The following is a 24,443-nucleotide window of genomic DNA, read 5'->3' on the forward strand; positions in this document are numbered from 1 at the left end:
CCGGGGGGACAAATTGGCACGTTCGAAGGCACGGACAGAGGACTACGTCGGTCCGGTCAGGCGCATCCTGATCGGGCTTACCCTCTTTTTGCTCTTCGCGCTGTTCCTTCTGTGGCGCATCGACAGCCCCCGGGTCGAACGCTTCCGGGCCCAGCTGGTCGACGCGGTGGTGCCCAATTTCGAATGGGCGCTGGTGCCGGTCACCAAGACCGCGGACGCGATCGAGAACTTCCAGAGCTACCAGCGCATCGCCCAGCAGAACCAGGAATTGCGGCGTGAACTGCGCCAGATGCAGGCATGGAAGGAAGCCGCGCTTCAACTGGAGCAGGAGAACGCCAAGCTGCGCGACCTGAACAACGTGCGTCTCGACGCGCGGCTGTCCTATGTCACCGGCGTCGTGCTGGCCGACAGCGGGTCGCCCTTCCGCCAGTCCGTGCTCATCAACCTCGGCGCGCGCGACGGGGTGGTCGACGGCTGGGCGGCGATGGACGGGCTTGGGCTCGTGGGCCGGATCGCGGGGGTGGGGGAGCGCACCTCACGGGTCATCCTTCTGACCGATTCCAACAGCCGTATCCCGGTGACGGTGCAGCCTTCGGGCCAGACCGCGATCCTGACCGGCGACAACTCGGCGGTTCCGCCGCTCGAGTTCATCGAGAACCGCGAGCTGGTGCGCCCGGGCGACCGGGTTCTGTCGTCCGGCGACGGTGGGGTGTTCCCGGCCGGGCTTCTTGTGGGCGAGGTCGTTCAGGACAAGGACCGCCGCCTGCGCGTGCGGCTGGCGGCGGATTACGAGCGGCTCGAATTCCTGCGCGTCATGCGCTCCCACCCCGGCGAGGTGGTCGAGGACACGGGCGCGCTCATCGTCATGAACCCGGCCACCGCCCCGGTGGCCGAGGGCGTGCCGGAGGCCTGCCTCGACCTTGCCGAAGGACAGGCGCCCCCGGATGAATGCCCGAGCATCGGGCCGGACGAGACGGCGGAGGTCACCCAATGATCGACCCGTATCTCCTGCGCCGGCTGCTTTACTTCATGCTCTTCCTCGGGCTGTCCGCGCTGATCCTGTTCACCCGGATGCTCCCGCTTCACGGCGGGTCCGGGGGGTTTCCGCCGCCCGACCTGATCCTGTGCTTCGCGCTTGCCTGGACCGTGCGCCGGCCCGACTACATGCCGGTGCTGGGCGTCGCGGGCATCCTGCTGGTCGCTGACATGCTCACACTCGCGCCCCCGGGCGTGGCGCCGTTCCTCGCCATCCTCGGGATCGAGGCTTTGCGCGCGCGGCGCGGGCTGCTGGCCGACCAGGGCTTCGCGGTCGAATGGCTGTCGGTCGCCGCGATCCTCACGCTCATGATGATCGGCGAGCGTCTGCTGCTCGGCGTCTTCTTCGTGCCGCAGGTGGGCTTCGGCATGTCCGTTCTGAGCCTGCTCGTCACGATCCTGTTCTACCCCGTCGCCGTCCTGATCTCGACACTCGGGTTCCGGATCGAATGGCTCAAGCCCGGCGCGATCGACCCGGAGGCGCACGCGGCATGAAACGCACACCCGCCGACACCGAGCGTAGCGCGCGCAAGATCACCCGTCGGGGGCTTCTTCTGGGCGGGGCCCAGATGGCGATGGCCGGGGTCCTGGTCGCACGTATGCGCTTCATGCAGGTCGACCAGGCCGACCAGTACCGGATGCTGGCCGACGAGAACCGGATCAACATCCGGCTGGTGCCGCCGGTCCGGGGCCTGATCTACGACCGCAAGGGCGTGCTGCTCGCGGGCAACGAACAGAACTACTCGATCGTCATGGTGCGCGAGGATGCGGGCGACCCCGAGGACGTGCTGTCGCGGCTGGAGAAGATCGTCTGGATCGACCCGGCCGACAAGGCGCGCGCGCTCGAAGAAATGTCGCGCCGCTCGCCCTTCGTGCCTGTGACCGTGGCCGACCGCGTGTCGTGGAAGGACATCTCCGAGGTCGCGGTGAACGCCCCCGCGCTGCCCGGCGTCACGCCCGAGATGGGGCTCAGCCGCGTCTACCCGCTGGGCAAGGATTTCGCGCATATCGTCGGCTACGTGGGCCCGGTGTCCGATTACGACCTCTCGAAGATCGAAGACCCCGATCCGGTGCTCCAGATCCCGCGCTTCCAGATCGGCAAGACCGGGATCGAGTCCAAGCACGAGGACGTCCTGCGCGGCAGCGCGGGCACCCGGCGCATCGAGGTGAACGCGGTGGGCCGCGTCATGCGCGAACTCGACCGCGAAGAGGGCGTCGCGGGCGCCAACATCCAGCTCACGGTGAACCACGCGCTCCAGAATTTCGCCGAGGCGCGCATGGCCGGGGAAAGCGCGGCGGCCGTGGTCATGGACCCGCGCAACGGCGATATCCTCGCCATCGCCTCGGCCCCGTCGTTCGATCCGAACAAGTTCGTGCGCGGGATTTCGTCGAAGGATTACAACGCGCTCCTCGAAGACCCTTTCCGTCCGCTGGCCAACAAGACGGCGCAGGGCACGTATCCGCCGGGCTCCACCTTCAAGATGGTCACCGCGCTCGCCGCCCTCGAGGCAGGCGAGATCGAGCTCGACGAGACCATCACATGCCGCGGCTTCGTCGAGTTGCACAACCGCCGCTTCCACTGTTGGCGGCGCGGGGGACACGGGCGGCTCGACCTGATCGGGTCGCTGCGCGAAAGCTGCGATGTGTTCTACTACGAACTGGCCCAGCGGGTCGGGATCGAGGGCATGGCCGCGATGGCGCGCAAACTGGGCCTTGGCACCCGGCCGGAACTGCCGTTGTCGGGCGTTGCCGAAGGGCTGATCCCGTCGCGTGAATGGAAACGACAGGTGCGCGGGGCCGACTGGGTCGTGGGCGACAGCATCAACGCGGCGATCGGCCAGGGCTTCGTTCTGACCTCGCCCCTGCAGCTGGCGATCATGTCGGCGCGCATCGCGACCGGGCAGGCGATCGAGCCGCGCCTGGTGCGCGCGATCGACGGGGTCGAGCAACCGATCCTCGGGGCCGAGGCGATCGACATCAACCCGGACCACCTCGCGGTTGTGCGCGAGGGGATGTACCAGGTCGTCAACGCGACGCGCGGAACCGCTGGCGGATCGCGCGTCATCGCCGAGAACCTGCGCATGGCCGGCAAGACCGGCACCAGCCAGGTGCGCAACATCACCGCGGCCGAGCGCGCCGCGGGTGTCACCCGCAACGAGGACCTGCCGTGGGAGCGGCGCGACCATGCCCTTTTCGTGAGCTACGCGCCCCACGACGCGCCGGAAGTGGCGGTGTCGGTGGTGGTCGAGCACGGCGGGGGCGGGTCGACCGCGGCCGCCCCGATCGCCCGCGACATCCTGCTGGCCGCGCTCTACGACGACATTCCGCCTCTCGAGGCCTACCCGACCTCGCAGCGCGGCACGATCCGCTCACGCTTCGAGGCGATGGACCTGCGCGAACCGCTTGCCCCGTCGCAGGGGAGATCGCGCGCATGACCTTCCTCGAATACAACGTGAAGACCACGCCCACGGGACTGTCGAAGATCCTGCACGTGAACTGGGTGCTGGCGCTTCTGCTGGCAGCGGCGGCGTCGATCGGGTTCCTGATGCTCTACTCGGTCGCGGGCGGGTCGTTCTCGCCCTGGGCCGAGCCGCAGATGAAACGCTTCGCGGTGGGCTTCGTGATGATGCTCGTGGTCGCGATGGTCCCGATCTGGTTCTGGCGCAACATGTCCGTACTGGCCTTCTTGGCCTCGGTCCTGCTGCTTGTCGCGGTCGAGGTCGCGGGTGACGTTGGCATGGGCGCGCAGCGCTGGATCGATCTCGGTTTCATGCGCCTGCAGCCCTCGGAGCTGACGAAGATCACGCTCGTCATGGTGCTGGCGGCCTATTACGACTGGCTCGACATCGACAAGGTGTCGCGCCCGCTCTGGGTGCTGATACCCGTGCTTGTCGTGCTGCTGCCGACCTTCCTCGTCCTGCGCCAGCCGGACCTCGGGACCTCGATCCTGCTGGTGCTGGGCGGCGGCGCGATGATGTTCCTCGCGGGCGTGCATATCCTCTATTTCATCGTTGTGGGCGCGGCGGGGGGCGGGCTGGTGGCCGCCGTCTTCGCCTCGCGCGGGACGGAGTGGCAGCTTCTCAAGGACTACCAGTACCGACGGATCGACACGTTCCTCGACCCGGCCTCCGACCCGCTCGGGGCGGGCTATCACATCACCCAGTCGAAGATCGCCCTCGGCTCGGGCGGCTGGACCGGGCGGGGCTTCATGCAGGGCACGCAGTCGCGGCTGAACTTCCTGCCCGAGAAGCATACCGACTTCATCTTCACCACGCTGGCCGAGGAATTCGGCTTCGTCGGTGCGGCTTCGCTGCTTGCCCTCTACGTGCTGATCATCGTGTTCTGCATCGCCTCGGCCGCGCGCAATTCGGACCGGTTCGGGTCGCTCCTGACGCTCGGCATCGCGACCACGTTCTTCCTGTTCTTCGCTGTGAACATGTCGATGGTCATGGGGCTCGCCCCGGTCGTGGGCGTCCCGCTGCCGCTGGTGAGCTACGGCGGCTCGGCGATGCTGATCCTGATGATCGGCTTCGGGCTGGTCCAATCCGCACACGTACACAGGGCGCGCTGATGCTGAAAGTTCAGATGATCACGCCGGCCGAGGTGGTGGCCAACTGGTCCCCGCATCTCGAGGCCGCCTTCGAGGAGGCGGGCGTCACCGCCAAGCTGGGGACCGACTTCGACCCCGAAGAGGTGGATTACGTCATCTACGCGCCCGGCGGCGGTTCGGCCGACCTGTCGGGCTACGTGAACACGAAGGCCGTGCTGGGGCTCTGGGCGGGGGTCGAGAGCATCATCAAGAACGAAACGCTGACCCAGCCCTATGCCCGCATGGTGGATGAGGGGCTGACCGAGGGCATGGTGGAGTGGGTGACGGGGCACGTTCTGCGCCATCACCTGGGCATGGATGCCCACATCACCGGCCGCGCGGGATGGGACCACAGCCCGCCACCACTTGCGCGGCACCGCAAGGTCGGCATCCTCGGGCTCGGGGTGCTGGGATCGGCCAGCGCGCAGGCGCTGGCGCGGCTCAACTTCGCGGTGGCGGGGTGGAGCCGGTCGCCCAAGGCGCTGCCCGAGGTCGCCTGTTTCCACGGGGACGCCGGGCTCGCGCAGGTGCTGGAGCAATCCGAGATTCTGGTCCTGCTGCTACCCTCCACGCCGGAGACGGAGAACACGCTGAACGCCGAAACCCTCGCCCGAATGCCCGAGGGCGCGGTGATCCTGAACCCGGGGCGCGGCGCGCTGATCGATGACGACGCGCTTCTGGCCGCCCTGGATCGCGGGCAGGTGGGGCATGCGACGCTGGACACGTTCCGCGTCGAACCTCTGCCCGAGGACCATCCGTTCTGGGCCCATCCGCACGTGACGGTGACGCCGCACATCGCCTCGGAAACCCGGCCCGAGACCGCCTCGACGGTGGTGGCCGAGAACATCAGCCGGGTGGAGGCGCGCCAGCCGCTTCTGCACGAAGTCGACAAGTCGCGCGGCTACTGAACGGGGGGCGGCGCGCCGACATGTGATTGGACAGCGCGCCCCCGCGCCGCTCATTCTGAACGCATGAGATGGCTCGCGGCCCTGTTTTTGTCCCTCTGGCTCGTCCCGCCCGCCCTGGCCGAGGACGTCTGGGTCGATGTCGAGCTGGTCCTGATGGTCGACGTATCGCGCTCCATGAGCGAGCACGAGCTCGAGATTCAACGGGTGGGCTATGCCGAGGCGCTGCGCTCCGACCCGGTGCTCGCGGCGATCCAATCGGGCTATTTCGGACGCATCGCGGTCACATACGTCGAATGGGCGGGCACGCAGCAGGTCGTCGTGCCGTGGCGCGTGCTGGAAAGCCGCGCGGACCTCGATGCCTTCGCGGCCGACCTGTCGATCACCTTCAACCCGGCGCTGCGACGCACATCGATCTCGGAAGCGCTCTATTTCGGCGCGCGGCTTTTCGAGGGGAACGGCTATGCCGGCGACCGGCGGGTGATCGATATTTCGGGCGACGGGCCCAACAACCTGGGCCGTCCCGTCGACCGCGCCCGCGACGCGGTGGTGGGGCAGGGGATCGTGGTCAACGGCCTGCCGCTCATGACCCGCGAGGGGCTGGGCGCGCAATGGCATCTCGAGGGGCTGGATCTCTACTACGAGACCTGCGTCATCGGCGGGCTCGGGGCCTTCGTGCTGCCGGTCTACGACTGGGACGATTTCCCGGAAGCCGTGCAACGCAAGATGGTGATGGAGATCGTCGTGGGCGCGGCGCCGCCGCCCCTGCCACGTCCGGAGCGCGTGCAATACGGGGTCCCAGACCCCCGCGATTGCCAGGTCGGGGAAAAGATGTGGGAGGCGCGGCGCGGCTACGGCCTGCCCTGAGCGCGGGCGATGCCAAGCGGTGCGCGCCGGTGGCGCGCGCTCTGTCAGCGCTGACGCGCGGTCGGGGGGCGTTGCCCCCCCGGAGCGGCCTTGCGGGGCAAGGCCGCTCTCCCCCCAGGATACTTGGGGCCCGAAGAAGGGATCAGGCGCGCGCCTCGCGGATGAGTTTCAGGATGTCCTTGGCGGCCTCGGGGATATTGGTGCCGGGGCCGAAGATCGCCTTGACGCCCGCCTTCTTGAGAAAGTCGTAATCCTGCTGCGGGATCACCCCGCCGCAGATCACGATGATGTCTTCGGCGTCCTGCGCCTTCAGCGCCTCGATCAGCTTCGGGGCGAGCGTCTTGTGCCCGGCCGCCTGGCTCGAGATGCCGACCACGTGGACGTCGTTGTCCACCGCGTCCTGCGCGGCTTCTTCCGGCGTCTGGAAGAGCGGGCCCACGTCCACGTCGAAGCCGATGTCGGCGAAGGCGGTCGCGATGACCTTGGCGCCCCGGTCGTGACCATCCTGGCCCATCTTGACGACGAGCATCCGGGGGCGGCGCCCTTCTTCCTCGGCGAAGGCTTCCACGTCCTTCTGGATCGCCGCGAACCCTTCGTCGCCTTCGTAGGCCGCGCCGTAGACGCCCGCGAGCGTTTTGACTTCCGCGCGGTGGCGGCCGAACACCTTTTCCATCGCCATCGAGATTTCTCCCACTGTGGCCCGGGCGCGCGCGGCTTCCACCGCGGCCTCGAGCAGGTTGCCGCCTTCCTTGGCCCGGCGGGTCAGTTCATCGAGCGCCGCATCGCAGGCGGGCTGGTCACGTTCCGCGCGGATGCGTTGGAGCGCCTTCACCTGGCCGTCGCGCACGCGCACGTTGTCCACGTCGAGGATGTCGATCGGATCCTCGGTCTCCTTGCGGTACTTGTTCACGCCCACGATCACCTCGTCGCCGCGGTCGATGTCGGCCTGGCGGCGCGCCGCGGTTTCCTCGATCCGGAGCTTGGGCATGCCGGAGGCCACCGCCTTGGTCATGCCGCCCATCTCGTCGATCTCCTCGATGAGGGCCCAGGCCTTGTCGGCAAGCTCGTGCGTGAGGCTTTCGACGTAGTAGGAGCCCGCGAGCGGGTCGACCACGTTGGTGATCCCGGTCTCTTCCTGCAGGATGAGTTGGGTGTTGCGCGCGATGCGGGCAGAGAACTCGGTCGGCAGCGCGATCGCCTCGTCCAGCGCGTTCGTATGAAGCGACTGGGTGCCGCCCAGGGCCGCCGACATCGCCTCGTAGGCCGTGCGCACCACGTTGTTGTAGGGGTCCTGTTCCTGCAGGCTGACGCCCGAGGTCTGGCAGTGGGTGCGCAGCATCTTGGAGCGTTCCTGCTTGGCGCCGACCTCGTCCATGATCCGGTACCACAGGAGCCGCGCGGCCCGCAGCTTGGCCGCCTCCATGAAGAAGTTCATGCCGATGGCGAAGAAGAAGGACAGGCGGCCGGCGAACCGGTCCACGTCCATGCCCGCCTCCATCGCCGCTTTCACGTATTCCTTGCCGTCGGCCAGGGTGAAGGCCAGTTCCTGCACGAGGTTCGCCCCCGCTTCCTGCATGTGGTAGCCGGAGATCGAGATGGAATTGAAGCGCGGCATCTCGTTCGAGGTGTACTCGATGATGTCCGAGATGATCCGCATCGAGGGCTCGGGCGGATAGATGTAGGTGTTGCGGACCATGAACTCCTTCAGGATGTCGTTCTGGATGGTCCCCGAAAGCTGCGCGCGGTCGACGCCCTGTTCCTCGCCGGTGACGATGAAGTTGGCGAGGATCGGGATCACCGCACCGTTCATCGTCATCGACACGGAAATGTCCTGAAGCGGGATGCCGTCGAAGAGGATCTTCATATCCTCGACGCTGTCGATGGCGACGCCGGCCTTGCCCACGTCGCCCACGACGCGCTCATGGTCCGAATCGTAACCCCGGTGGGTGGCCAGGTCGAAGGCGACCGACACGCCCTGCTGCCCGGCGGCGAGAGCCTTGCGGTAGAAGGCGTTGGATTCCTCGGCGGTGGAGAAGCCCGCGTACTGGCGGATGGTCCAGGGTCGGCCGGCGTACATCGTGGCCTTCACGCCCCGGGTGAAGGGGCCGAATCCGGGCAGGCTGCCCATGTGGGGCAGATTCGCTGTGTCTTCCTCGGTGTAGACCGGCTTGACCGTGATGCCCTCGAGCGTTTCCCAGTTCAATTCTTCGAGTGCGCGCCCGCGCAGCTCCTTCTCGGCCAGTGCTTTCCAGTCGTTCTGGTCGCTCATTGCCAAACTCCTCGTGATCCGCCGGTGATCCGGCTCTTCTGTCGGGCTTCTCCTGCGCCTATATTGAGGCGGGAAGGAGAAATGATGTTCAAAGCCGCACCCTTGGCCGCCGCGTTGATGCTGGCCTCTCCCCACGCGATGGCGGCGCAGGAAGCGCCGGAACTGCCGATCATCGAGGCGGGGGAGCATGAATTGTCGGAATACCTGTGGGAGGCGCGGCCGCTGGTCGTCTTCGCCGACTCGCCGCAGGATCCGAGGTTCCTCGAACAGATGTCCTTCATCGCCGACCGGCCCGAAGACCTGGCCAAGCGCGACGTGATCGTCATCACGGACACCGACCCCGACACGCTGTCGCCGATCCGGACCGAACTGCGCCCGCGCGGCTTCATGATCGTGCTCATCGGCAAGGACGGCGAGAAGTACCTGCGCAAGCCCTTCCCGTGGGACGTGCGCGAGATCACCCGTTCGATCGACAAGATGCCGGTACGGCGCCAGGAAATACAGGACGAGCGGCTGGTGCGCTGAGGGCTGTCGGCGTGGATCATGGTTCCATGCCCTCCGCCCAGACGAAGCGGCTGTGGGGCAGCAGGGATTTTTCCCATTCGGCGATCGCATCGGCCGTCATCGCAACATGCGCGGGCGCGGTGGCGTAGAAGGCCACGGCATATCCGCCCAGGAATCCGCCTTCGATCGTGAGGTGGAAGTCCCCGAGCTTCACCCAGTCTTCGCCGATCCCGTCCTCGAACCAGTGGTCGTAGACCATCGCGACGGGCACGTCATGCTTGGCGGTGAGGTCGCCGGTCCACCCCGGGCCGGGGTCCGATAGCCGGATGCGCCGCGCCTCGGCCGAAGCGAGGCCCCAGAGATCCAGCACGTAATTGTCGTTCTGCCACGCGACGTAGCCCAGGTCGTTCACCGCCACGTCCGTGTCGAGGACATCCTTGGCGAAGCGGGCCATCTGGCCCTGCTGCGTGTGGATCGCGCGGGCGGCCGGGGGCAGCTCGAAGGCGTGCATCGGCAGGCGGTAGGCCAGCGCGCCGCCGAGGATCAGGGCCGCGACCCCGCCGATGGCCAACGGGCCGGGGCCGCGGGATCCCGTGGCGATGGGCAGCAACACGAGGAACGTCGCGGCGGTTAGCACGAGGATGTAATGCTCATAGCGGTTGAGCCAGCCCATCTGCCCGAAGGCAAGGTGGGCCAGGGCCGCGAGCACGGTGACGAGGACCAGGGGCGTCCAGCGGCTCGACTTCACACGGTCGTTGAGGCGCCAGAGCAGGAACGATCCCAGCGTGAGCGCGCCCACGAAAAGACCCGCGGGGCCCATGAGGTTGATCGCGAAGATCGCGAGGCGTTCCTGCAGGACGCCCGGGCCCTCCGCCGATCCCACGGCGAGCTTCGTTTGAACCGACGACGGCAGGGGATCCATCCCGAGCGCGACGAGAACGCCCGTGAAGACTGCCACCGGCAGAAGCGCGGCCGCGGCCGTGGCGATCCCCAGCTTTCGGTTGCCGATCACCAGGAGCGCGGCGGCGGCGAGGAGGCCGGGCGCCAGCCCCTCGAGCCGGAAGGCGGTGCCGAAGAAGGCACCGGCGAGGATGAGCGCGCCGCCCGAGCCGTCGCGCAGGAAACGGAACAGGCCCAGAAGGAGCGCCAGCGTCGCCGCGGCGTGAAGCGCGTGCTCCATCCCCACGAACGCGACCATCGGCATCATCACGGCGAGCGGACCAAGGATCGCTGCGGCAAGTCCCAAGGCGCGCCAGCCGGGGCGGGCGAAACCGGCCTCGAACAGGAGCCGTCCCCAGAGCAACGCGCTGAGCGCGAGGCCCACGGCGTTCCAGAAGAGCGGCAGGTAGCGGTGCAGTTCGGTGCCCGAAAACGGGACCAGCAGGAGGGGGAAGAGCGGCGAGGATCCGGGGGAGGACAGCTCGCCCGCGTTCACGCCGTAGCCGCCCCCGGCGATCGTCTCGGCGATGGCGAGGTGGATGTAGGGATCGTCGAGCGGATAGTCGAAGGCCCCGCCGGTCAGGCGCAGGACGAAGGCTTGCAGCACGGCGAACACGATCAGGACGCTCGCCACCGACAGCGCCGGCAGGGTCGCGCGACCTGCCGAGGTGCTGCCGTCCTCGCGCGACAGGGCCATCGTCATGCCCCCGTCCCCGCAGGGCCGGGGCGCACGGCGGGGCCGCCCTGATGGACCGGGGTATGTCCGCCGCGCGAGGTCATGGGCTTATTCGAACTCCATGATCACTTCGTCGACCGCCAAGCTGTCGCCGGGGCCCGCGTTGACCTTCGACACGATGCCCTGTTTCTCGGCGCGCAGGATGTTTTCCATCTTCATCGCCTCGATCGTGCAGAGCGCCTGGCCTTCCTGCACTTCCTGGCCCTCTTCCACGTCGATCTTCACGACGAGACCCGGCATCGGACAGAGCAGCATCTTCGACGTGTCGGGCGGCAGGCGTTCCGGCATCAGGAGCGACAGCTCATGCACGCGCGGGGTGCGCACGTGGACCTTGAGGTCCGCGCCCCGGCTGCGGATACGGAAGCCGTTGGTGATCTTGCCGACCTTGAGGACGAGCGGCTTTCCGTCGACCTCGACCCGGGCCAGTTGGTCACCCGGTGTCCAGTCGGAGGTCACGCGCATGTCCGACCCGTCGTCGAAGCGGATGGTAGAGCCTTCGCGGTCCGCGTCCACGGTGACGGGGAAGTTCTCGCCCTGAAGGCTCACCACCCAGTCGGCGCCGACCATGCGTTCATGGTTGTCCATCGTGCCGGAGATGCGGGTGCGCCGGATCTCGGCGACCCGGTACATCGCCGCCGAGGCGGCCGCGATGCGCTTGAGCACGGCGGTGTCGAGCGTCACGCCGTCGAACCCGTCCGGGTATTCCTCGGCGATGAAGGCGGTGGTCATGTCGCCCGAGGTGAACTTCGGGTGATCCATCACCGCCGACAGGAACGGCAGGTTGTGCCCGATGCCCTCGAGCTCGAACCCGTCCAGCGCGTTGCGCATGTGCTCGATCGAGGTGGCCCGGTCGGGACCCCAGGTGCACAGCTTGGCGATCATCGGGTCGTAGTACATCGAGATCTCGCCGCCCTCGTAGACGCCGGTATCGTTGCGCACCACGTGGTCCTTCGCCGCGAATTCCTCGGGCGGCCGGTAGCGGGTGAGGCGGCCGATCGAGGGCAGGAAGTTGCGGTAGGGGTCTTCGGCGTAGAGGCGGCTTTCCATCGCCCAGCCGTTGATCTTCACGTCCTTCTGCGAAATCGAAAGCTTCTCGCCGGCGGCCACGCGGATCATGTGCTCGACAAGGTCCTGGCCGGTGATGAGCTCGGTCACCGGGTGCTCCACCTGGAGGCGCGTGTTCATCTCGAGGAAGTAGAAGTTGCGGTCGCCGTCCACGATGAACTCGACCGTGCCCGCGCTGGAGTAGCCGACCGCGTGGGCCAGCGCGAGCGATTGCTCACCCATCGCCTTGCGGGTTTCCTTGTCGAGGAAGGGGGAGGGGGCTTCCTCGATCACCTTCTGGTTCCGGCGCTGGATCGAACATTCACGCTCGTTCAGGTAGACGCCGTTGCCGTGCTGGTCGCAGAGCACCTGGATCTCGATGTGACGCGGTTGGGTCACGAACTTCTCGATGAAGATACGGTCATCGCCGAAAGAGCTTGCCGCTTCGTTCTTCGAGGACTGGAAGCCCTCGCGGGCTTCGTCGTCGTTCCAGGCGATGCGCATGCCCTTGCCGCCGCCGCCGGCGGAGGCCTTGATCATCACCGGGTATCCGATTTCCTGGCTGATCTTCACCGCTTCCTCGGCGTCCTCGATCAGGCCCATGTAGCCGGGGACGGTGTTCACCTCGGCCTCCTGGGCGATCTTCTTAGACGTGATCTTGTCGCCCATCGCCTCGATCGCGCGTTTGGGCGGCCCGATGAAGGCGACGCCCTCGGCCTCGAGCGCCTCGGCGAATTTCGCGTTCTCCGAGAGGAAACCGTAGCCCGGGTGCACGGCTTCGGCCCCGGTCTTGCGGATCGCGTCCATCACCTTGTCGATGACGATGTAGGATTGGTTCGCGGGCGCCGGGCCGATGTGCACCGCTTCGTCCGCCATCTGGACGTGCAGCGCGTTGCGGTCGGCGTCCGAATAGATCGCGACCGTCTGGATGCCCATCTGGCGCGCCGTCTTGATCACGCGGCAGGCGATCTCGCCCCGGTTGGCAATCAGGATCTTCTTGAACATGTCCTGTCCCTCTCTCTTACGTCTTGATGGCGGCGGGGCCGCGTGTGGGTGAAGGGGCCCCGCCACCGGCCGTGCGGCCGGGGCATGCGCACGCGGCGCGCATCCGGTTCAGGACCGGGGTGCGGGCGCGCGGCGATGTGGGGGCAAAGAAAATCCCGGGTTGGCCTGGGGGGGCCAACCCGGGCAGAAGGGGAAGGGTAACGGTTTGACTAAACCAGACGGGACGCCGGGATAGTGCGCCCGCCATGTCACCGACCGTGCCAAAGCTTGTCTGTGTCGAACAGGGCGAAAACGGCGTCCGCGCCGCGTGCGCCAAACATTGCGCAAAACTCTGACAGGCCAGCGAAAAATTGCTCATTCGTCGTCCCAGCCGTCATCGTCGAGCCCCTCGAAGCCGAACGGGTCGTCATCGGCGAACACGTCGGGGAAGCTGGCCTCGGCCGCCGCGCGGTCGATCTTCAGCATCGCTTCGTAGCTTTCCGGGTCGAACGGATCCTCGGCCGGCACGACCTCGCGCCCGAAGAGCCAGGACAGGCGCCCGGCGTCGAGATTGCCGCGCTCGAATTCCTCTTCTCCGAAGTAGTTCCACAGGGCGGCCATGAAACCGGTGTCGGCCCGCTTGTCGGCGGGGCGGCGGTCGGCGTAGCGTTCACGCCGGATGATCGGCGTCGCCCCCTTCTTGTTGGCGCGCCGGATGGTGAACTGGAAATCCGTGCCGGGCAGGCGTCCGGGAAATCCACGGTGTTTCGTCATGTATGGAAGCGCCATCAGAAGAAGTCCCAGATGCAGGTGCCGTCGGAATAGGAATACGCCTCGAAGACCTGCGTGGCCTCCGGGTTGGGTTCGCCGAATTCGACCGGGCGGTCCGAGATCGAGATCACGATCTGCTTGGGCCGCGGCCCGCCGTTGGCGATGCGATCCAGCGCGAAGCTTTCGCACAGGAAGGCGGTGTCGTCGGTGACGATGATCATGCCCTCTTCATTCGTGCGGGTGGGCAGGTCGGGGTCGAGGAACCGGAACCGGACGGTAAGCCCGGCCGCCCCGGGTTCGCCCCAGACCACGTCATGGAACGTGACCGTGTGGCCGGAGGGCAGCTCGATCTCCTCCTCGGCCTGCGCGGGCAGGGCGAGCGTGGCCGCGAGGGCGGCCAGCAAGCTGCGAACTGCGGTGGCGCGGCGCATCGTGCGTCCCTCCCGACGTCCCCTTACAGGGGGATGTTGTCGTGTTTCTTCCAGGGGTTCTGGAGCTTCTTGTTGCGCAGGGAGGCGAAGGCCCGGCTCACCCGTTTGCGGGTGGAGTGGGGCATGATCACCTCGTCGATGAAGCCGCGTTCGGCCGCCACGAAGGGGTTGGCGAAGCGGTCTTCGTAGTCCTGCGTGCGCGCAGCGATCTTGTCGGGGTCGCCCAGCTCGGAGCGGTAGAGGATCTCGGTCGCGCCCTTGGCCCCCATCACCGCGATCTCCGCGGTGGGCCAGGCGTAGTTGAAGTCACCGCGCAGGTGCTTCGAGGCCATGACGTCGTAGGCCCCGCCGTAGGCCTTGCGGGTGATGACCGTGACCTTGGGTACCGTCGCCTCGCCATAGGCGAAGAGCAGCTTCGCGCCGTGCTTGATGACGCCGCCGTATTCCTGCCCGGTGCCGGGGAGGAAGCCCGGGACGTCCACGAAGGTGAGGAGCGGGATCTCGAAGGCATCGCAGAAGCGCACGAAGCGTGCGGCCTTGCGCGAGCTGTCGATGTCGAGGCAGCCGGCCAGCACCATCGGCTGGTTGGCGACCACGCCGACGGTCTGACCCTCGAGCCGGATGAAGCCGGTGATGATGTTCTTCGCGAAATCCTCCTGGATCTCGTAGAAATCGCCCTCGTCCGCCGTTTTGACGATGAGTTCCTTCATGTCGTAGGGCGTGTTGGCGTTGTCCGGCACCAGCGTGTCGAGCGAATGGTCGAGCCGGCCGGGCTCGTCGAAGAACGGGCGCACCGGGGCCTTGTCGCGGTTGTTGAGCGGCAGGTAGTCGACCAGCCGGCGCACTTCGAAGAGTGCTTCCACGTCGTTTTCGAAGGCCGCGTCCGCGACGGAGGACTTCTTGGTGTGGGTGGAGGCGCCGCCAAGTTCTTCGGCCGTCACCACCTCGTTCGTGACCGTCTTCACGACGTCGGGGCCCGTGACGAACATGTAGGACGATTCCTTCACCATGAAGATGAAGTCGGTCATGGCGGGCGAATAGACCGCGCCACCCGCGCAGGGGCCCATGATGACCGAGATCTGCGGCACGACACCCGAGGCCATGATGTTGCGCTGGAACACCTCGGCGTAACCCGCGAGCGATGCCACACCTTCCTGGATGCGCGCGCCGCCGGAGTCGTTCAGGCCGATGACCGGCGCGCCGTTCTGCACGGCCATGTCCATGATCTTGCAGATCTTCTCGGCGTGGGTTTCGGACAGCGAGCCGCCGAAGACGGTGAAATCCTGGCTGAAGACATAGACGAGGCGGCCGTTGATCGTGCCCCAGCCGGTGATGACCCCGTCGCCGGGAAACTGGTTCTCCTGCATGTCGAAGTCATGGCAGCGGTGCGCCTTGAAGGTATCGAACTCCTCGAAGCTGTCTTCGTCGAGCAGCACCTCGACACGCTCGCGCGCCGTCAGCTTGCCCTTGGCGTGCTGGCTCGCGATCCGCTTTTCGCCGCCGCCGAGACGGGCGACCGCGCGGCGATCTTCGAGCTGTTGCAGGATATCTTTCATCGGGCGGCCCTCCATGATTTCGGGGCAACCTAGCGGCTTGCCCCGGGTTTCCCAAACAGATTTCGGCGAATTTGCAAAGACGTTCAAATCGGCCTTCTGCGAAATGAATATCTGCAAACTGCGGCGGTGCAGAAATCTTACATTGCGTCACTTTCGTCGCAGGGTCGTTTTTTTGCTCTCCGCCTGTTCAAGCAGTCTCGACAACCCCGCGCGCTGGCCCTACGCAATTTTCATGATTGAAGCTCCGCGTGTAAAATTTTTAGACACGACCACGCCGCCGCATATTCTGACCCTCACCTTGATGACGGGCGTTTCGGCGTTGTCGATGAACGTATTTCTCCCCTCGCTGCCCGACATGGCCGTCCATTTCGACGTCGATTACCGGGTCATGCAGCTGTCGGTGGCGATCTACCTGGCCATGAATGCGATTCTGCAGGTCATCCTGGGGCCGCTGTCCGACCGGTTCGGGCGCAGGCCCGTCGTGCTGACCAGTTTCTCGATCTACCTGCTGGCGACGGTCGGATGCATCTTCGCCCCGAACATCGCCGTATTCCTGGGATTCCGGATGTTGCAGGCCGTCGTCGTGACCGGGATGATCCTCAGCCGCGCCGTCGTACGCGATATGGTGCCGGCCGAACAGGCGGCCTCCATGATCGCCTACGTGACGATGGGCATGTCGCTCGTCCCGATGATCGCCCCGGCGATCGGGGGCTTCCTGGGCGCGACTTTCGGCTGGACCTCGGCGTTCTGGCTGCAGGTCATCCTCGGCCTCGCCGTGCTGTGGCTCATGTGGCGTGACCTTGGGGAGACGCGACTGAGCGGACATGGCAGCTTCCGCGAACAGCTTCGCGCCTACCCGGACCTCCTGCGGTCGCCGCGCTTCTGGGGCTACAGCCTGTCGGCGATGTTCGCTTCGGGCTGCTTCTTTGCCTACCTGGGCGGCGCGCCGTTCGTGGGAAGCGAGATCTTCGGGCTGGAATCCGGGATGCTGGGCCTGCTCCTCGGGATGCCCGCGGTCGGCTACCTCGTCGGGAACTTCATCGCCGGGCGCTACTCGGTGAGCCTCGGTCTCAACAAGATGATCCTTTTCGGCGGCATGACCCTCGTCTGTGGTCTTACCCTGTCGCTTCTGGCGGAAGGTCTGGGCTTTCGCACCCCGTGGGTCTTCTTCGGCCTGATGTCGTTGGTGGGCCTGGGCAATGGCCTGACGCTCCCGAATGCCAACAGCGGCCTCATGTCCGTGCGTCCGGAGCTGGCCGGCAGTGCCTCGGGCCTGGGCGGCGCGATGATGATCGGCGGCGGGGCAGCGATCTCGGCCTTCGTGGGCACGCGGCTCACGGTCGAAAGCGGCCCCGATCCGCTGCTCGTGATGATGCTGCTCTCCGGCGCTCTCTCGATCGCCTCGATCCTCGTGGTCATCCGGCGCGAGCGGCAGCTTCGCGTCACCGCATAGGCTTGCCGCACCCCTTTGCAAAGGCTAATCATCGGCTTTGCAAAAGGGAGGTGGCGCAATGGCGACCCAGAAACTCTATGCCGGCGTCAAGCTGCGTGAAACGCGCACGCGGCTTGGCCTGACGCAGAAGGCGTTCGCCGAGAAGCTGGGCGTTTCGTTGCCCTACCTGAACCAGATGGAGAACAACAACCGCCCCGTCTCGACCGGGGTGGTGCTGGCTCTGGCGCAGGAATTCGGCTTCGACGTGGCGGAATTGTCGACGGGGGACGCGGAGCGGCTGGTCGTCGACATGCGCGAGGCACTGGCCGACCCGGTGTTCGCCGACGTGGCCCCGCCGGTGGCCGACCTGCGGCTCGTGGCCTCGAACGCGCCGGCACTGGCGCGCGCTTTCCTCGAAATTCACCGCGCCTACCGGCAGGGGCACGAACGCCTCGCCTCGCTCGACGAAGCGTTGGGGCGCGAAGGTGGATCGGTGCAGACGAGCCCCTGGGAAGAGGTGCGCGACTTCTTCCATTATTGCGACAACTACATCGACGCCGTGGACCGGGCAGCTGAAACCTTCGTGCGCGATGCGACGCCGGAGGCCGCGGCCGAAGCCCTGCTCGCGCGGCGCGGCATCCGGGTGGTGCTGTCGGATACCGAGCAGATCCGCGGCTACGACGCGGAGGCGGCGACGATCACGTTGTCCGCGCTCGCCTCACCCGCAACGCGGCGCTTCCAGCTTCTCCACCAGGTGGCACTCATCGCGCAGGATGACCTGCTCGAAGCCACGCTCGACTTCGCACGGTTCCAGTCCGACGCGGCCCGCGCGATCGCCAAGATCGGGCTTGCCAACTACTTCGCGGGGGCAGCGCTGCTGCCCTACGGCCGGTTCCATGCCGCCGCACAGGAGACGCGCCACGACGTGGAGCGGCTCGCCGATCTCTTCGGCGCCTCGATCGAGCAGGTGGCCCATCGGCTTTCCACCCTCCAGCGTCCCGGCGCCAAGGGTATCCCGTTCTTCTTCGTGCGCGTCGACCAGGCCGGCACGATCACGAAACGCCACTCCGCGACACGGCTGCAATTCGCCCGCTTCGGGGGCGCCTGTCCCCTCTGGAACGTCCACCGCGCCTTCGAGACGCCGGGGCAGTTCCTGCGCCAGCTGGCCGAGACGCCGGACGGGGTGCGCTATATCTCGCTCGCCCGCGACGTGTCGAAATCCGGGGGCAGCTTCAAGGCGCCCATCCGGCGCTACGCGATTTCGCTGGGGTGCGAGGTCCGCCATGCCGGGTCGCTCGTCTACGCCGACGACCTGGACGTGACCAACGCCGCCGCCTTCGAGCCGATCGGGATCTCTTGCCGGATCTGTGAACGGCCCGATTGCCACCAGCGCTCGGTCCCGCCGCTGGAGCGCAAACTCCGTGTCGACCCGGATCATCGCGGGGTGCTGCCGTACGAAATCGCGCGCTAGGGAACCGGGTTTACCCGGCGCCATCCCCGCTCTAACGTGCGGGCGCGCTACAGGGAGATGCATCATGGAAATGTCGGGCAGCCGCACCATTTCGGCGGATCGGGACACGGTCTGGCGTCACCTGAACGACGCCGAAACCCTGAAGGCCTGCATCGACGGCTGCCAGGAGCTGACCGGGTCGCCCGAGGAGGGGTTCGAGGCGGTCGTGAAGCAGAAGGTCGGCCCGGTGAAGGCGACCTTCAAGGGCTCGGTCACGCTGGAGAACGTCGACGCGCCGAACGGTTATCGCCTTGTCGGCGAAGGCAAGGGCGGCGTTGCCGGCTTCGCCAAGGGCGGCGCCGACGTGTCGCTGGCCGATGTCGAGGGTGGCACGGAGTTGTCCTACGAGGTCGAGGCCAAGGTGGGCGGCAAGCTGGCCCAGCTGGGCAGCCGCGTGGTCAACGGGTTCGCCAAGAAGATGGTCGACAGCTTCTTCGAACGTTTCGAACAGGTCGTCGAAGAGGGCAAGGCGCCCGAAGAGGTCGACGAGCAGGAATGAAAAACCCCGGCCGTTCGGGCCGGGGTTCTGTCGTCGCTTCGGCGCGTTACGCGTCCGTCGTCAGCAACTTGTAGAGCTCGTCCTTCAACCGGGCGCGCTCCTTGCGCATCTCTTCCTCGTTGAACTGGTCGGTCGGCTCCACGTTGGTTTCCGCGCGGTGCACGGCGCGGTTCACCTCGTGGTATTCGTCGGCCAGTTTCGCGAAATGCGGGTCCGAGGACTTGAGCGCCGTGATCTTGTCGGCGAGCTCGGGGAATTCCTCGTGCAGTTCGTGCGGCGTGTGGGTCATGTCTGTCTCCTGTCAGCGTATGCCGAAGGATTGGCACCGCGCGGCGCGCGCTACATTGACCCGGATCAAATCAGTGAAAATTGTCGCCGTATTCGAGGATCAGCGGCACGATCACGTCCTCTTCGTCCGTGAGGTGTCGGTCGAGGAAGGTCTGGAAGTCGCTCTGCACGCCGTGGAGCTTGCCCGCCGGGTCGCGCGCGTCCTCGCCGTTCTGAAGCGGGCGCAGCACCGCGTTCGTCGCGTCCGCCAGGGCGTTCATGTGATGGGACAGCGCGTGATGGTCGGCGTCCAGCAGGTCGAAGGCCCGTGCCACCCGGTCGTCGAGCGCGACCATCAGGGGGAAGTAATGGTGGTCCTCGATGTTGTGATGGCCATGCAGCCCCTCGAGGAAGAAGCCCGAATACCGCGACGTCGCCGCGCCGTAGCGCATTGGATCGGTCTTGCCGTCGAGGAAGTCCTGCGTGAGTTGCAGAAGCTCGGTCTGCACCGCGCGGAACTTGCCGTGCATCTGGAGCCAGAAGGCGGTCAGCCCCTGGAAGTTCGGATGCCCTTCCCACGTCTCGCGGGGGTAGGTTTCGAGAAGCACCTTCATCTCGGGCGGGAGCCCGTCGCGGGCGTCGAGGGACAGATCATCGGTCATGCCCGCTAATTAGGCCCCGTGACGCCGCTTTGCCAGTGTGCAGCGATGCTTCGGGGGCGAAAGCGGCGCGAAAGAGATGTGCAGCGGGGCACAGGGGCGGCGTCCCCCACGTCAAATCCAATCGTGTGTTTGATCTGGGGGCGCTCGGGTATAGTCTCACCCACAGCCAAGGACCGGCGCCCTGCCACGGGGCGACCGTTGCGAACAAGAAAAACAGGGAGCAACACCATGACCATGAAGACCACATTGTCCGCCATTGCGCTCGCGGCCTTCGCCGGCCCCGCGCTGGCCCAGGTCCAGTGCGAGGAGATCGTGTTTTCCGATGTCGGCTGGACGGACATCACCGCGACCACGGCGGCCACGACCTTCGTGCTCGACGCGCTGGGCTACGAGACCGACATCAAGGTCTTGTCGGTGCCGGTGACCTATACCTCGATGGCCGATGGCGACATCGACGTGTTCCTGGGCAACTGGATGCCCACGATGGAGGGCGATATCGCCCCCTACCGCGAGGCGGGCACGGTCGTGACGGTGCGCGAGAACCTCGAAGGCGCGAAATACACGCTTGCCGTGAACAAGCCGGCGCAGGATCTCGGCATCGCCGATTTCTCGGACATCGCCGAGCACCGCGACGCGCTCGAGGGCAAGATCTACGGCATCGAGCCGGGCAACGACGGCAACCGCCTGATCATGGACATGATCGAGGGCGATGCTTTCGGCCTGAGCGGCTTCGAGGTGGTCGAAAGCTCCGAGCAGGGGATGCTCGCGCAGGTGGACCGCGCCACGGGCCGCGACGAGCCGATCGTGTTCCTCGGCTGGGAGCCGCACCCGATGAACGCCAATTTCGACATGGGCTATCTCACCGGGGGTGACGACTACTTCGGTCCGAACCTGGGCGGTGCCACGGTCTATACCAACACGCGTGCCGGGTTCTCCGAGGATTGCCCGAACGTGGGGGCGTTCCTTGACAACCTGAAGTTCTCGCTCGCGATGGAGAACGAGATCATGGGCGCGATCCTGAACGAGGGCACCGACCCGACCGAGGCTGCGAAGGACTGGCTTTCCGCGAACCCGGATGCCTGGCAGCCGTGGCTCGAAGGTGTGACCACCACAGATGGCGGTGACGCGGTCGAAGCCGTGTCGGCGGCGCTCGAGTGATCCGGACGGGCGGCCGCGTCGCGTGGCCGCCCATTTCCATGCGTCTGATCGCGCTTCTCACCTGCCTGGCCTCACCGGCGCTCGCCACCTGTCCGACGGCGGCGGACCTGCCCGCCGGTGTCATCCTGGTCCAGAACGAGCCCACCTTCATCCGGGCCGATTTCGACCTGACCGCACGCGGTCTGCGCGAGGTGCGCCTCACGCGCACGCCGGGGGCGGGCAACAAGGTCGAGGCGAGGGTCGCCGATCACGTGCTGACGCCGGCGCTCATCGACCGGGTCGAAGGCCGCTCGATCCTGACCTACGACGCGGATGTCGCCGCTCTGGACGATCTCGACCGGGCGGGCGAGGCGCGATTGTCGGCGCTGATCACCTCCGAGACCGAGGGCGACCGGCGCCGCGATCTTCTCTTCATCTATCGCGGCGCAGGGCAGGCCGAGATCCTGAATTGCACATACGATACCTGGACAGTGCGCGAACTGCGCGCTTCCGATAGTGAAATCACAACTTTCGAACATTCCTACGCCCCGGCCCTGCGGCTCGTGCTCGCCAGCCGCGAAGTTCTGGTCGATGGTGCGGAAAGGGTTCTGTTCGACTACACATGGATCGGCACGGCGGCGGACGTGGCGCGGTAAGGGGACTGATGGACTGGATCGAGGACACGAAAATCCCGGTCGGGCAGGCGGCACGGACCGCCTTCGACTGGTTGCAGGACGTGGGCGGACCGGTCTTCGACTGGATCGCCATCGTGGGCGAAGCGATGATCGAGGGCATCCTGTGGGGCCTTCAGACCCCGCCCGCGCTGTTGGTGGTCCTCGTCTTCGGTGCGTTGACCTGGGCGCTCCAGCGTAACTGGAAGATCGCGGGCTTCGTCGTCGTCGGGTTTCTCTTCATCCTCAACCAGGGCTATTGGGAGGAGACGACCGAAAGCCTCACGCTGGTCCTGTCGGCCTGCGTGGTCTGCATGACGATCGGCGTGCCCATCGGGATCGCGGCGGCGCACCGGCCGCGCCTCTACGCCGCCATGCGCCCCGTGCTCGACCTGATGCAGACGCTGCCCACCTTCGTCTACCTGATCCCGGCCATCGTGTTCTTCGGCATCGGGATGGTGCCCGGGCTGCTCGCCACGGTGATTTTCGTGCTGCCCGCGCCGATCCGGCTCACCCACCTCGGCATCAGCTCCACGCCGCTGCCGCTCAAGGAGGCCGCGCAGGCCTTCGGGGCGACCGGGCGCCAGCTTCTGTGGAAGGTGGAACTGCCCTACGCGCTGCCGCAGATCATGACCGGGCTCAATCAGACGATCATGCTGTCGCTCTCGATGGTGGTGATCGCCGCGCTCGTGGGCGCTGACGGGTTGGGCGTGCCGGTGGTGCGGGCGCTGAACCAGGTGAACACCGCGCTCGGGTTCGAGAGCGGGTTCGTGATCGTCGTCGTGGCGATCATCCTTGACCGGATGCTGAGGATCGAGCGCAAATGACCGGAACCGTCGTTTTCGACAAGGTGTCCATCGTCTTCGGCGACGCGCCCGAAAGCGCGCTGCCGCTGATGGACGAGGGGCAGGACCGCGCGGCCGTGCAGGAGGCGACCGGCCAGGTGCTGGGCGTCCACGATTGTTCGCTCGAGGTGGCCGAGGGCGAAATCCTCGTGCTCATGGGGCTGTCGGGCTCCGGCAAATCAACGCTCCTGCGGGCCGTCAACGGGTTGAACCCCGTGGTGCGTGGCGCGGTGCACGTGTCGGACGGGGAGCGGATGGTGGACGTGACCCATGCGGACGCGGCCACCCTACGCCACATGCGGCTCAACAAGGTCTCGATGGTGTTCCAGCAGTTCGGCCTGCTGCCCTGGCGCACGGTGCGCGACAACGTCGGGCTCGGGCTCGAACTCGGCGGTCAGTCGAAGGCGGAGCGCAAGGCCAAGGTGGACGAGCAGCTCGACATCGTGGGCCTGACCGACTGGGCGGACCGGATGGTGAGCGAGCTGTCGGGCGGGATGCAGCAGCGCGTGGGCCTCGCCCGCGCCTTCTGCACCGGTGCGCCGATCCTCTTGATGGACGAGCCCTATTCCGCGCTCGACCCGCTGATCCGCACGCGGCTTCAGGACGAGCTTCTCGACCTCCAGCAGAAGTTCCGCTGTACCATCATCTTCGTCAGCCACGACCTCGACGAGGCGTTCAAGATCGGCGACCGGATCGCGATCATGGAGGGCGGGCGGATCGTCCAGTGCGGCACGCCGCGCGACATCTTCACCGCGCCCGCCAACGACTACGTCGCCGATTTCGTGGCCCACATGAACCCGCTCGGCGTGCTCACCGCGCGCGACGTGATGGAACCCGGGGAGGCAGAGGGCGAGATCGCGGCGGACACCAAGGTGCAGGAAGTCATGTCGCGCCTCGCCACGACCGATGCGCTCGCCGTGACGGAGGACGGCACACCCATCGGCCGGGTCACGCACGAAAGCGTGGTCGCGCGGCTCATCAACCCGCGCGGCTGACCCGAACCACCTTTCAACCGGGGCCAAATCGGTTAGGCTTCGCGAAACGAGCAGTCTTCGAGGTGTCCCCGTGCGCGCTCCCCTTGTCTTCGGTCTTGCCGCTCTCGCGCTTGTCGCCGGGTGTTCCCGGTCTCTGACCCCGAACGAGACGGTCTTCGCGCGCACCCTCTTCGGCGACACGCTGGAGACAGAAGAGATCGAAGTGCTGGCGGGCGTGGGCGTGCTGCCGCTGCCCGTGAAGGACGCCCGGCCCGCGGCTGCAAAGGGGGAGGCGGCCCAGGACCCGGAGCCGCGCGAACCGCCCGAGGATCTTTGCGTGCGCAAGCCCAACCCGCGCAAGTACTGGCGCTGGCCGGCGGCCTTCGTGCTGGGCGACGACATCTACTATTCCTATCGCTGGTATCCGCACGACGCCTTCATGGGCCTGCCCGAGCGTGCGCTCTATCCGGACACCGTGCTGATGGCGCATGAACTGGTGCATGTCTGGCAATGGCAGAACCGGGACCGCACGAATTACTCGCCGCTGGCCGCGGGAAATGAGAGCATCGAATCGCGTGATCCCTATTGGTGGGAATCGGAGGGCGCGCAGGAGTTCCTGTCCTTCGGCTACGAACAGCAGGCGGCAATCGTCGAGGATTTCGTCTGCTACGCGCTCTTCGATCCCGAGGACCCCAAGCTGGACGAGCTGGCCGACATCCTGCGCCCCGTTCTCCCGGTCGACAATTTCCTGAAACGCAGCGCCCGCTAGGTCGTTTTCGCGCCGCAAATCGTCGGGCCAGTGGGACACCGCGCAGT

The 24,443-nt window shown here is 66.7% G+C and carries 23 protein-coding genes; 15 read left to right on the forward strand and 8 right to left on the reverse strand.

Annotated elements, in window-relative coordinates; translation table 11 throughout:
* Positions 1-13: 13 nt before the first annotated feature.
* The 6 genes from mreC (at position 14) to GQE99_RS17780 (ending at position 6,396) form a co-directional block, all read left to right on the forward strand.
* Positions 14-994 carry a rod shape-determining protein MreC gene (gene mreC, locus GQE99_RS17755; protein WP_161353027.1) on the forward strand — a complete coding sequence of 327 codons (981 nt, stop codon included), beginning with the start codon at positions 14-16 and terminating at the stop codon, positions 992-994.
* Positions 991-1,530, forward strand: a complete 540-nt coding sequence (locus GQE99_RS17760; protein WP_161353030.1) for a rod shape-determining protein MreD — start codon at positions 991-993, stop codon at positions 1,528-1,530. The genes mreC and GQE99_RS17760 overlap by 4 nt, the downstream gene beginning before the upstream one ends.
* Positions 1,527-3,470 (forward strand): penicillin-binding protein 2, encoded by a 1,944-nt coding sequence (gene mrdA / locus GQE99_RS17765; protein ID WP_161353031.1) that lies wholly within the window; start codon positions 1,527-1,529, stop codon positions 3,468-3,470. Before GQE99_RS17760 ends, mrdA begins: the two co-directional genes overlap by 4 nt.
* The gene (gene rodA / locus GQE99_RS17770) at positions 3,467-4,606 is read left to right on the forward strand and encodes a rod shape-determining protein RodA (protein ID WP_161353033.1); all 1,140 of its coding nucleotides are present in this window, start codon (positions 3,467-3,469) and stop codon (positions 4,604-4,606) included. The genes mrdA and rodA overlap by 4 nt, the downstream gene beginning before the upstream one ends.
* Positions 4,606-5,532, forward strand: coding sequence for a 2-hydroxyacid dehydrogenase (locus GQE99_RS17775; RefSeq protein ID WP_161353035.1), 927 nt, complete (start codon positions 4,606-4,608; stop codon positions 5,530-5,532). The genes rodA and GQE99_RS17775 overlap by 1 nt, the downstream gene beginning before the upstream one ends.
* 63 nt (positions 5,533-5,595) lie before the next feature.
* Complete coding sequence (locus GQE99_RS17780) at positions 5,596-6,396, forward strand: DUF1194 domain-containing protein (RefSeq protein ID WP_161353037.1); 801 nt, start codon at positions 5,596-5,598, stop codon at positions 6,394-6,396.
* A 142-nt stretch (positions 6,397-6,538) separates the two neighbouring features.
* Here the strand turns inward: GQE99_RS17780 and scpA are convergent, their stop codons facing one another.
* Entirely contained in the window at positions 6,539-8,665 is a 2,127-nt protein-coding gene (gene scpA / locus GQE99_RS17785; protein ID WP_161353039.1) for a methylmalonyl-CoA mutase, read from the reverse strand.
* Positions 8,666-8,749: 84 nt separating this feature from the next.
* On the opposite strand from scpA, the gene GQE99_RS17790 reads away from it, so the two are divergent.
* Positions 8,750-9,190 carry a DUF4174 domain-containing protein gene (locus tag GQE99_RS17790; RefSeq protein ID WP_161353041.1) on the forward strand — a complete coding sequence of 147 codons (441 nt, stop codon included), beginning with the start codon at positions 8,750-8,752 and terminating at the stop codon, positions 9,188-9,190.
* A gap of 16 nt (positions 9,191-9,206) precedes the next feature.
* Here GQE99_RS17790 and GQE99_RS17795 read toward each other — a convergent pair whose 3' ends face one another.
* The 5 genes from GQE99_RS17795 to GQE99_RS17815 form a co-directional block, all read right to left on the reverse strand.
* The gene (locus tag GQE99_RS17795; protein WP_161353042.1) at positions 9,207-10,811 is read right to left on the reverse strand and encodes a hypothetical protein; all 1,605 of its coding nucleotides are present in this window, start codon (positions 10,809-10,811) and stop codon (positions 9,207-9,209) included.
* A gap of 81 nt (positions 10,812-10,892) precedes the next feature.
* Positions 10,893-12,893: an acetyl-CoA carboxylase biotin carboxylase subunit gene (locus tag GQE99_RS17800; protein WP_161353044.1), complete on the reverse strand. Its 2,001-nt coding sequence runs from the start codon at positions 12,891-12,893 to the stop codon at positions 10,893-10,895.
* A gap of 354 nt (positions 12,894-13,247) precedes the next feature.
* Positions 13,248-13,646, reverse strand: a complete 399-nt coding sequence (locus GQE99_RS17805; RefSeq protein WP_202530881.1) for a hypothetical protein — start codon at positions 13,644-13,646, stop codon at positions 13,248-13,250.
* A 14-nt stretch (positions 13,647-13,660) separates the two neighbouring features.
* Complete coding sequence (locus tag GQE99_RS17810; protein WP_235917272.1) at positions 13,661-14,074, reverse strand: DUF6497 family protein; 414 nt, start codon at positions 14,072-14,074, stop codon at positions 13,661-13,663.
* Between the two features lie 23 nt (positions 14,075-14,097).
* Positions 14,098-15,630: an acyl-CoA carboxylase subunit beta gene (locus GQE99_RS17815; RefSeq protein ID WP_161353048.1), complete on the reverse strand. Its 1,533-nt coding sequence runs from the start codon at positions 15,628-15,630 to the stop codon at positions 14,098-14,100.
* Between the two features lie 232 nt (positions 15,631-15,862).
* Between GQE99_RS17815 and GQE99_RS17820 the strand changes: the two genes are divergently transcribed.
* From GQE99_RS17820 to GQE99_RS17830, 3 genes are all read left to right on the forward strand, one after another.
* Positions 15,863-17,083: a multidrug effflux MFS transporter gene (locus GQE99_RS17820; RefSeq protein ID WP_161353050.1), complete on the forward strand. Its 1,221-nt coding sequence runs from the start codon at positions 15,863-15,865 to the stop codon at positions 17,081-17,083.
* A gap of 58 nt (positions 17,084-17,141) precedes the next feature.
* The gene (locus tag GQE99_RS17825) at positions 17,142-18,533 is read left to right on the forward strand and encodes a helix-turn-helix domain-containing protein (RefSeq protein ID WP_161353052.1); all 1,392 of its coding nucleotides are present in this window, start codon (positions 17,142-17,144) and stop codon (positions 18,531-18,533) included.
* Between the two features lie 64 nt (positions 18,534-18,597).
* Positions 18,598-19,071 (forward strand): CoxG family protein, encoded by a 474-nt coding sequence (locus GQE99_RS17830; RefSeq protein ID WP_161353054.1) that lies wholly within the window; start codon positions 18,598-18,600, stop codon positions 19,069-19,071.
* Between the two features lie 46 nt (positions 19,072-19,117).
* Here GQE99_RS17830 and GQE99_RS17835 read toward each other — a convergent pair whose 3' ends face one another.
* Both GQE99_RS17835 and GQE99_RS17840 read right to left on the reverse strand, forming a co-directional pair.
* The gene (locus tag GQE99_RS17835) at positions 19,118-19,360 is read right to left on the reverse strand and encodes a YdcH family protein (protein ID WP_161353055.1); all 243 of its coding nucleotides are present in this window, start codon (positions 19,358-19,360) and stop codon (positions 19,118-19,120) included.
* A gap of 70 nt (positions 19,361-19,430) precedes the next feature.
* Positions 19,431-20,000, reverse strand: a complete 570-nt coding sequence (locus tag GQE99_RS17840; RefSeq protein WP_161353057.1) for a hemerythrin domain-containing protein — start codon at positions 19,998-20,000, stop codon at positions 19,431-19,433.
* Between the two features lie 228 nt (positions 20,001-20,228).
* Here GQE99_RS17840 and choX point away from each other — a divergent pair, with 228 nt between their 5' ends.
* The 5 genes from choX to GQE99_RS17865 all read left to right on the forward strand — a co-directional run bounded on the left by choX (position 20,229) and on the right by GQE99_RS17865 (position 24,396).
* Positions 20,229-21,158: a choline ABC transporter substrate-binding protein gene (gene choX / locus GQE99_RS17845; RefSeq protein ID WP_161353059.1), complete on the forward strand. Its 930-nt coding sequence runs from the start codon at positions 20,229-20,231 to the stop codon at positions 21,156-21,158.
* Between the two features lie 38 nt (positions 21,159-21,196).
* Entirely contained in the window at positions 21,197-21,793 is a 597-nt protein-coding gene (locus GQE99_RS17850; protein ID WP_161353061.1) for a hypothetical protein, read from the forward strand.
* Positions 21,794-21,801: 8 nt separating this feature from the next.
* On the forward strand, positions 21,802-22,635 hold the full coding sequence (choW, locus tag GQE99_RS17855; RefSeq protein ID WP_161353063.1) for a choline ABC transporter permease subunit: 834 nt from the start codon (positions 21,802-21,804) through the stop codon (positions 22,633-22,635).
* Positions 22,632-23,648, forward strand: a complete 1,017-nt coding sequence (choV, locus tag GQE99_RS17860; RefSeq protein ID WP_161353064.1) for a choline ABC transporter ATP-binding protein — start codon at positions 22,632-22,634, stop codon at positions 23,646-23,648. Before choW ends, choV begins: the two co-directional genes overlap by 4 nt.
* Before the next feature lie 70 nt (positions 23,649-23,718).
* Positions 23,719-24,396 (forward strand): hypothetical protein, encoded by a 678-nt coding sequence (locus GQE99_RS17865; RefSeq protein WP_161353066.1) that lies wholly within the window; start codon positions 23,719-23,721, stop codon positions 24,394-24,396.
* The last annotated feature ends 47 nt before the right edge of the window (positions 24,397-24,443 follow it).

It is taken from the genome of Maritimibacter harenae (genome assembly GCF_009882975.1).
Lineage (GTDB): Bacteria > Pseudomonadota > Alphaproteobacteria > Rhodobacterales > Rhodobacteraceae > Maritimibacter > Maritimibacter harenae.

What these genes read in the sequence shown, in the direction of transcription:
- GQE99_RS17760 (WP_161353030.1), top strand. Translation starts at nt 991, where the DNA reads ATGATCGACCCGTATCTCCTGCGCCGGCTGCTTTACTTCATGCTCTTC.
- mrdA (WP_161353031.1), top strand. Translation starts at nt 1,527, where the DNA reads ATGAAACGCACACCCGCCGACACCGAGCGTAGCGCGCGCAAGATCACC.
- rodA (WP_161353033.1), top strand. Translation starts at nt 3,467, where the DNA reads ATGACCTTCCTCGAATACAACGTGAAGACCACGCCCACGGGACTGTCG.
- GQE99_RS17775 (WP_161353035.1), top strand. Translation starts at nt 4,606, where the DNA reads ATGCTGAAAGTTCAGATGATCACGCCGGCCGAGGTGGTGGCCAACTGG.
- GQE99_RS17780 (WP_161353037.1), top strand. Translation starts at nt 5,596, where the DNA reads ATGAGATGGCTCGCGGCCCTGTTTTTGTCCCTCTGGCTCGTCCCGCCC.
- scpA (WP_161353039.1), bottom strand. Translation starts at nt 8,665, where the DNA reads ATGAGCGACCAGAACGACTGGAAAGCACTGGCCGAGAAGGAGCTGCGC.
- GQE99_RS17790 (WP_161353041.1), top strand. Translation starts at nt 8,750, where the DNA reads ATGTTCAAAGCCGCACCCTTGGCCGCCGCGTTGATGCTGGCCTCTCCC.
- GQE99_RS17795 (WP_161353042.1), bottom strand. Translation starts at nt 10,811, where the DNA reads ATGACGATGGCCCTGTCGCGCGAGGACGGCAGCACCTCGGCAGGTCGC.
- GQE99_RS17800 (WP_161353044.1), bottom strand. Translation starts at nt 12,893, where the DNA reads ATGTTCAAGAAGATCCTGATTGCCAACCGGGGCGAGATCGCCTGCCGC.
- GQE99_RS17805 (WP_202530881.1), bottom strand. Translation starts at nt 13,646, where the DNA reads ATGACGAAACACCGTGGATTTCCCGGACGCCTGCCCGGCACGGATTTC.
- GQE99_RS17810 (WP_235917272.1), bottom strand. Translation starts at nt 14,074, where the DNA reads ATGCGCCGCGCCACCGCAGTTCGCAGCTTGCTGGCCGCCCTCGCGGCC.
- GQE99_RS17815 (WP_161353048.1), bottom strand. Translation starts at nt 15,630, where the DNA reads ATGAAAGATATCCTGCAACAGCTCGAAGATCGCCGCGCGGTCGCCCGT.
- GQE99_RS17820 (WP_161353050.1), top strand. Translation starts at nt 15,863, where the DNA reads ATGATTGAAGCTCCGCGTGTAAAATTTTTAGACACGACCACGCCGCCG.
- GQE99_RS17825 (WP_161353052.1), top strand. Translation starts at nt 17,142, where the DNA reads ATGGCGACCCAGAAACTCTATGCCGGCGTCAAGCTGCGTGAAACGCGC.
- GQE99_RS17830 (WP_161353054.1), top strand. Translation starts at nt 18,598, where the DNA reads ATGGAAATGTCGGGCAGCCGCACCATTTCGGCGGATCGGGACACGGTC.
- GQE99_RS17835 (WP_161353055.1), bottom strand. Translation starts at nt 19,360, where the DNA reads ATGACCCACACGCCGCACGAACTGCACGAGGAATTCCCCGAGCTCGCC.
- GQE99_RS17840 (WP_161353057.1), bottom strand. Translation starts at nt 20,000, where the DNA reads ATGACCGATGATCTGTCCCTCGACGCCCGCGACGGGCTCCCGCCCGAG.
- choX (WP_161353059.1), top strand. Translation starts at nt 20,229, where the DNA reads ATGACCATGAAGACCACATTGTCCGCCATTGCGCTCGCGGCCTTCGCC.
- GQE99_RS17850 (WP_161353061.1), top strand. Translation starts at nt 21,197, where the DNA reads ATGCGTCTGATCGCGCTTCTCACCTGCCTGGCCTCACCGGCGCTCGCC.
- choW (WP_161353063.1), top strand. Translation starts at nt 21,802, where the DNA reads ATGGACTGGATCGAGGACACGAAAATCCCGGTCGGGCAGGCGGCACGG.
- choV (WP_161353064.1), top strand. Translation starts at nt 22,632, where the DNA reads ATGACCGGAACCGTCGTTTTCGACAAGGTGTCCATCGTCTTCGGCGAC.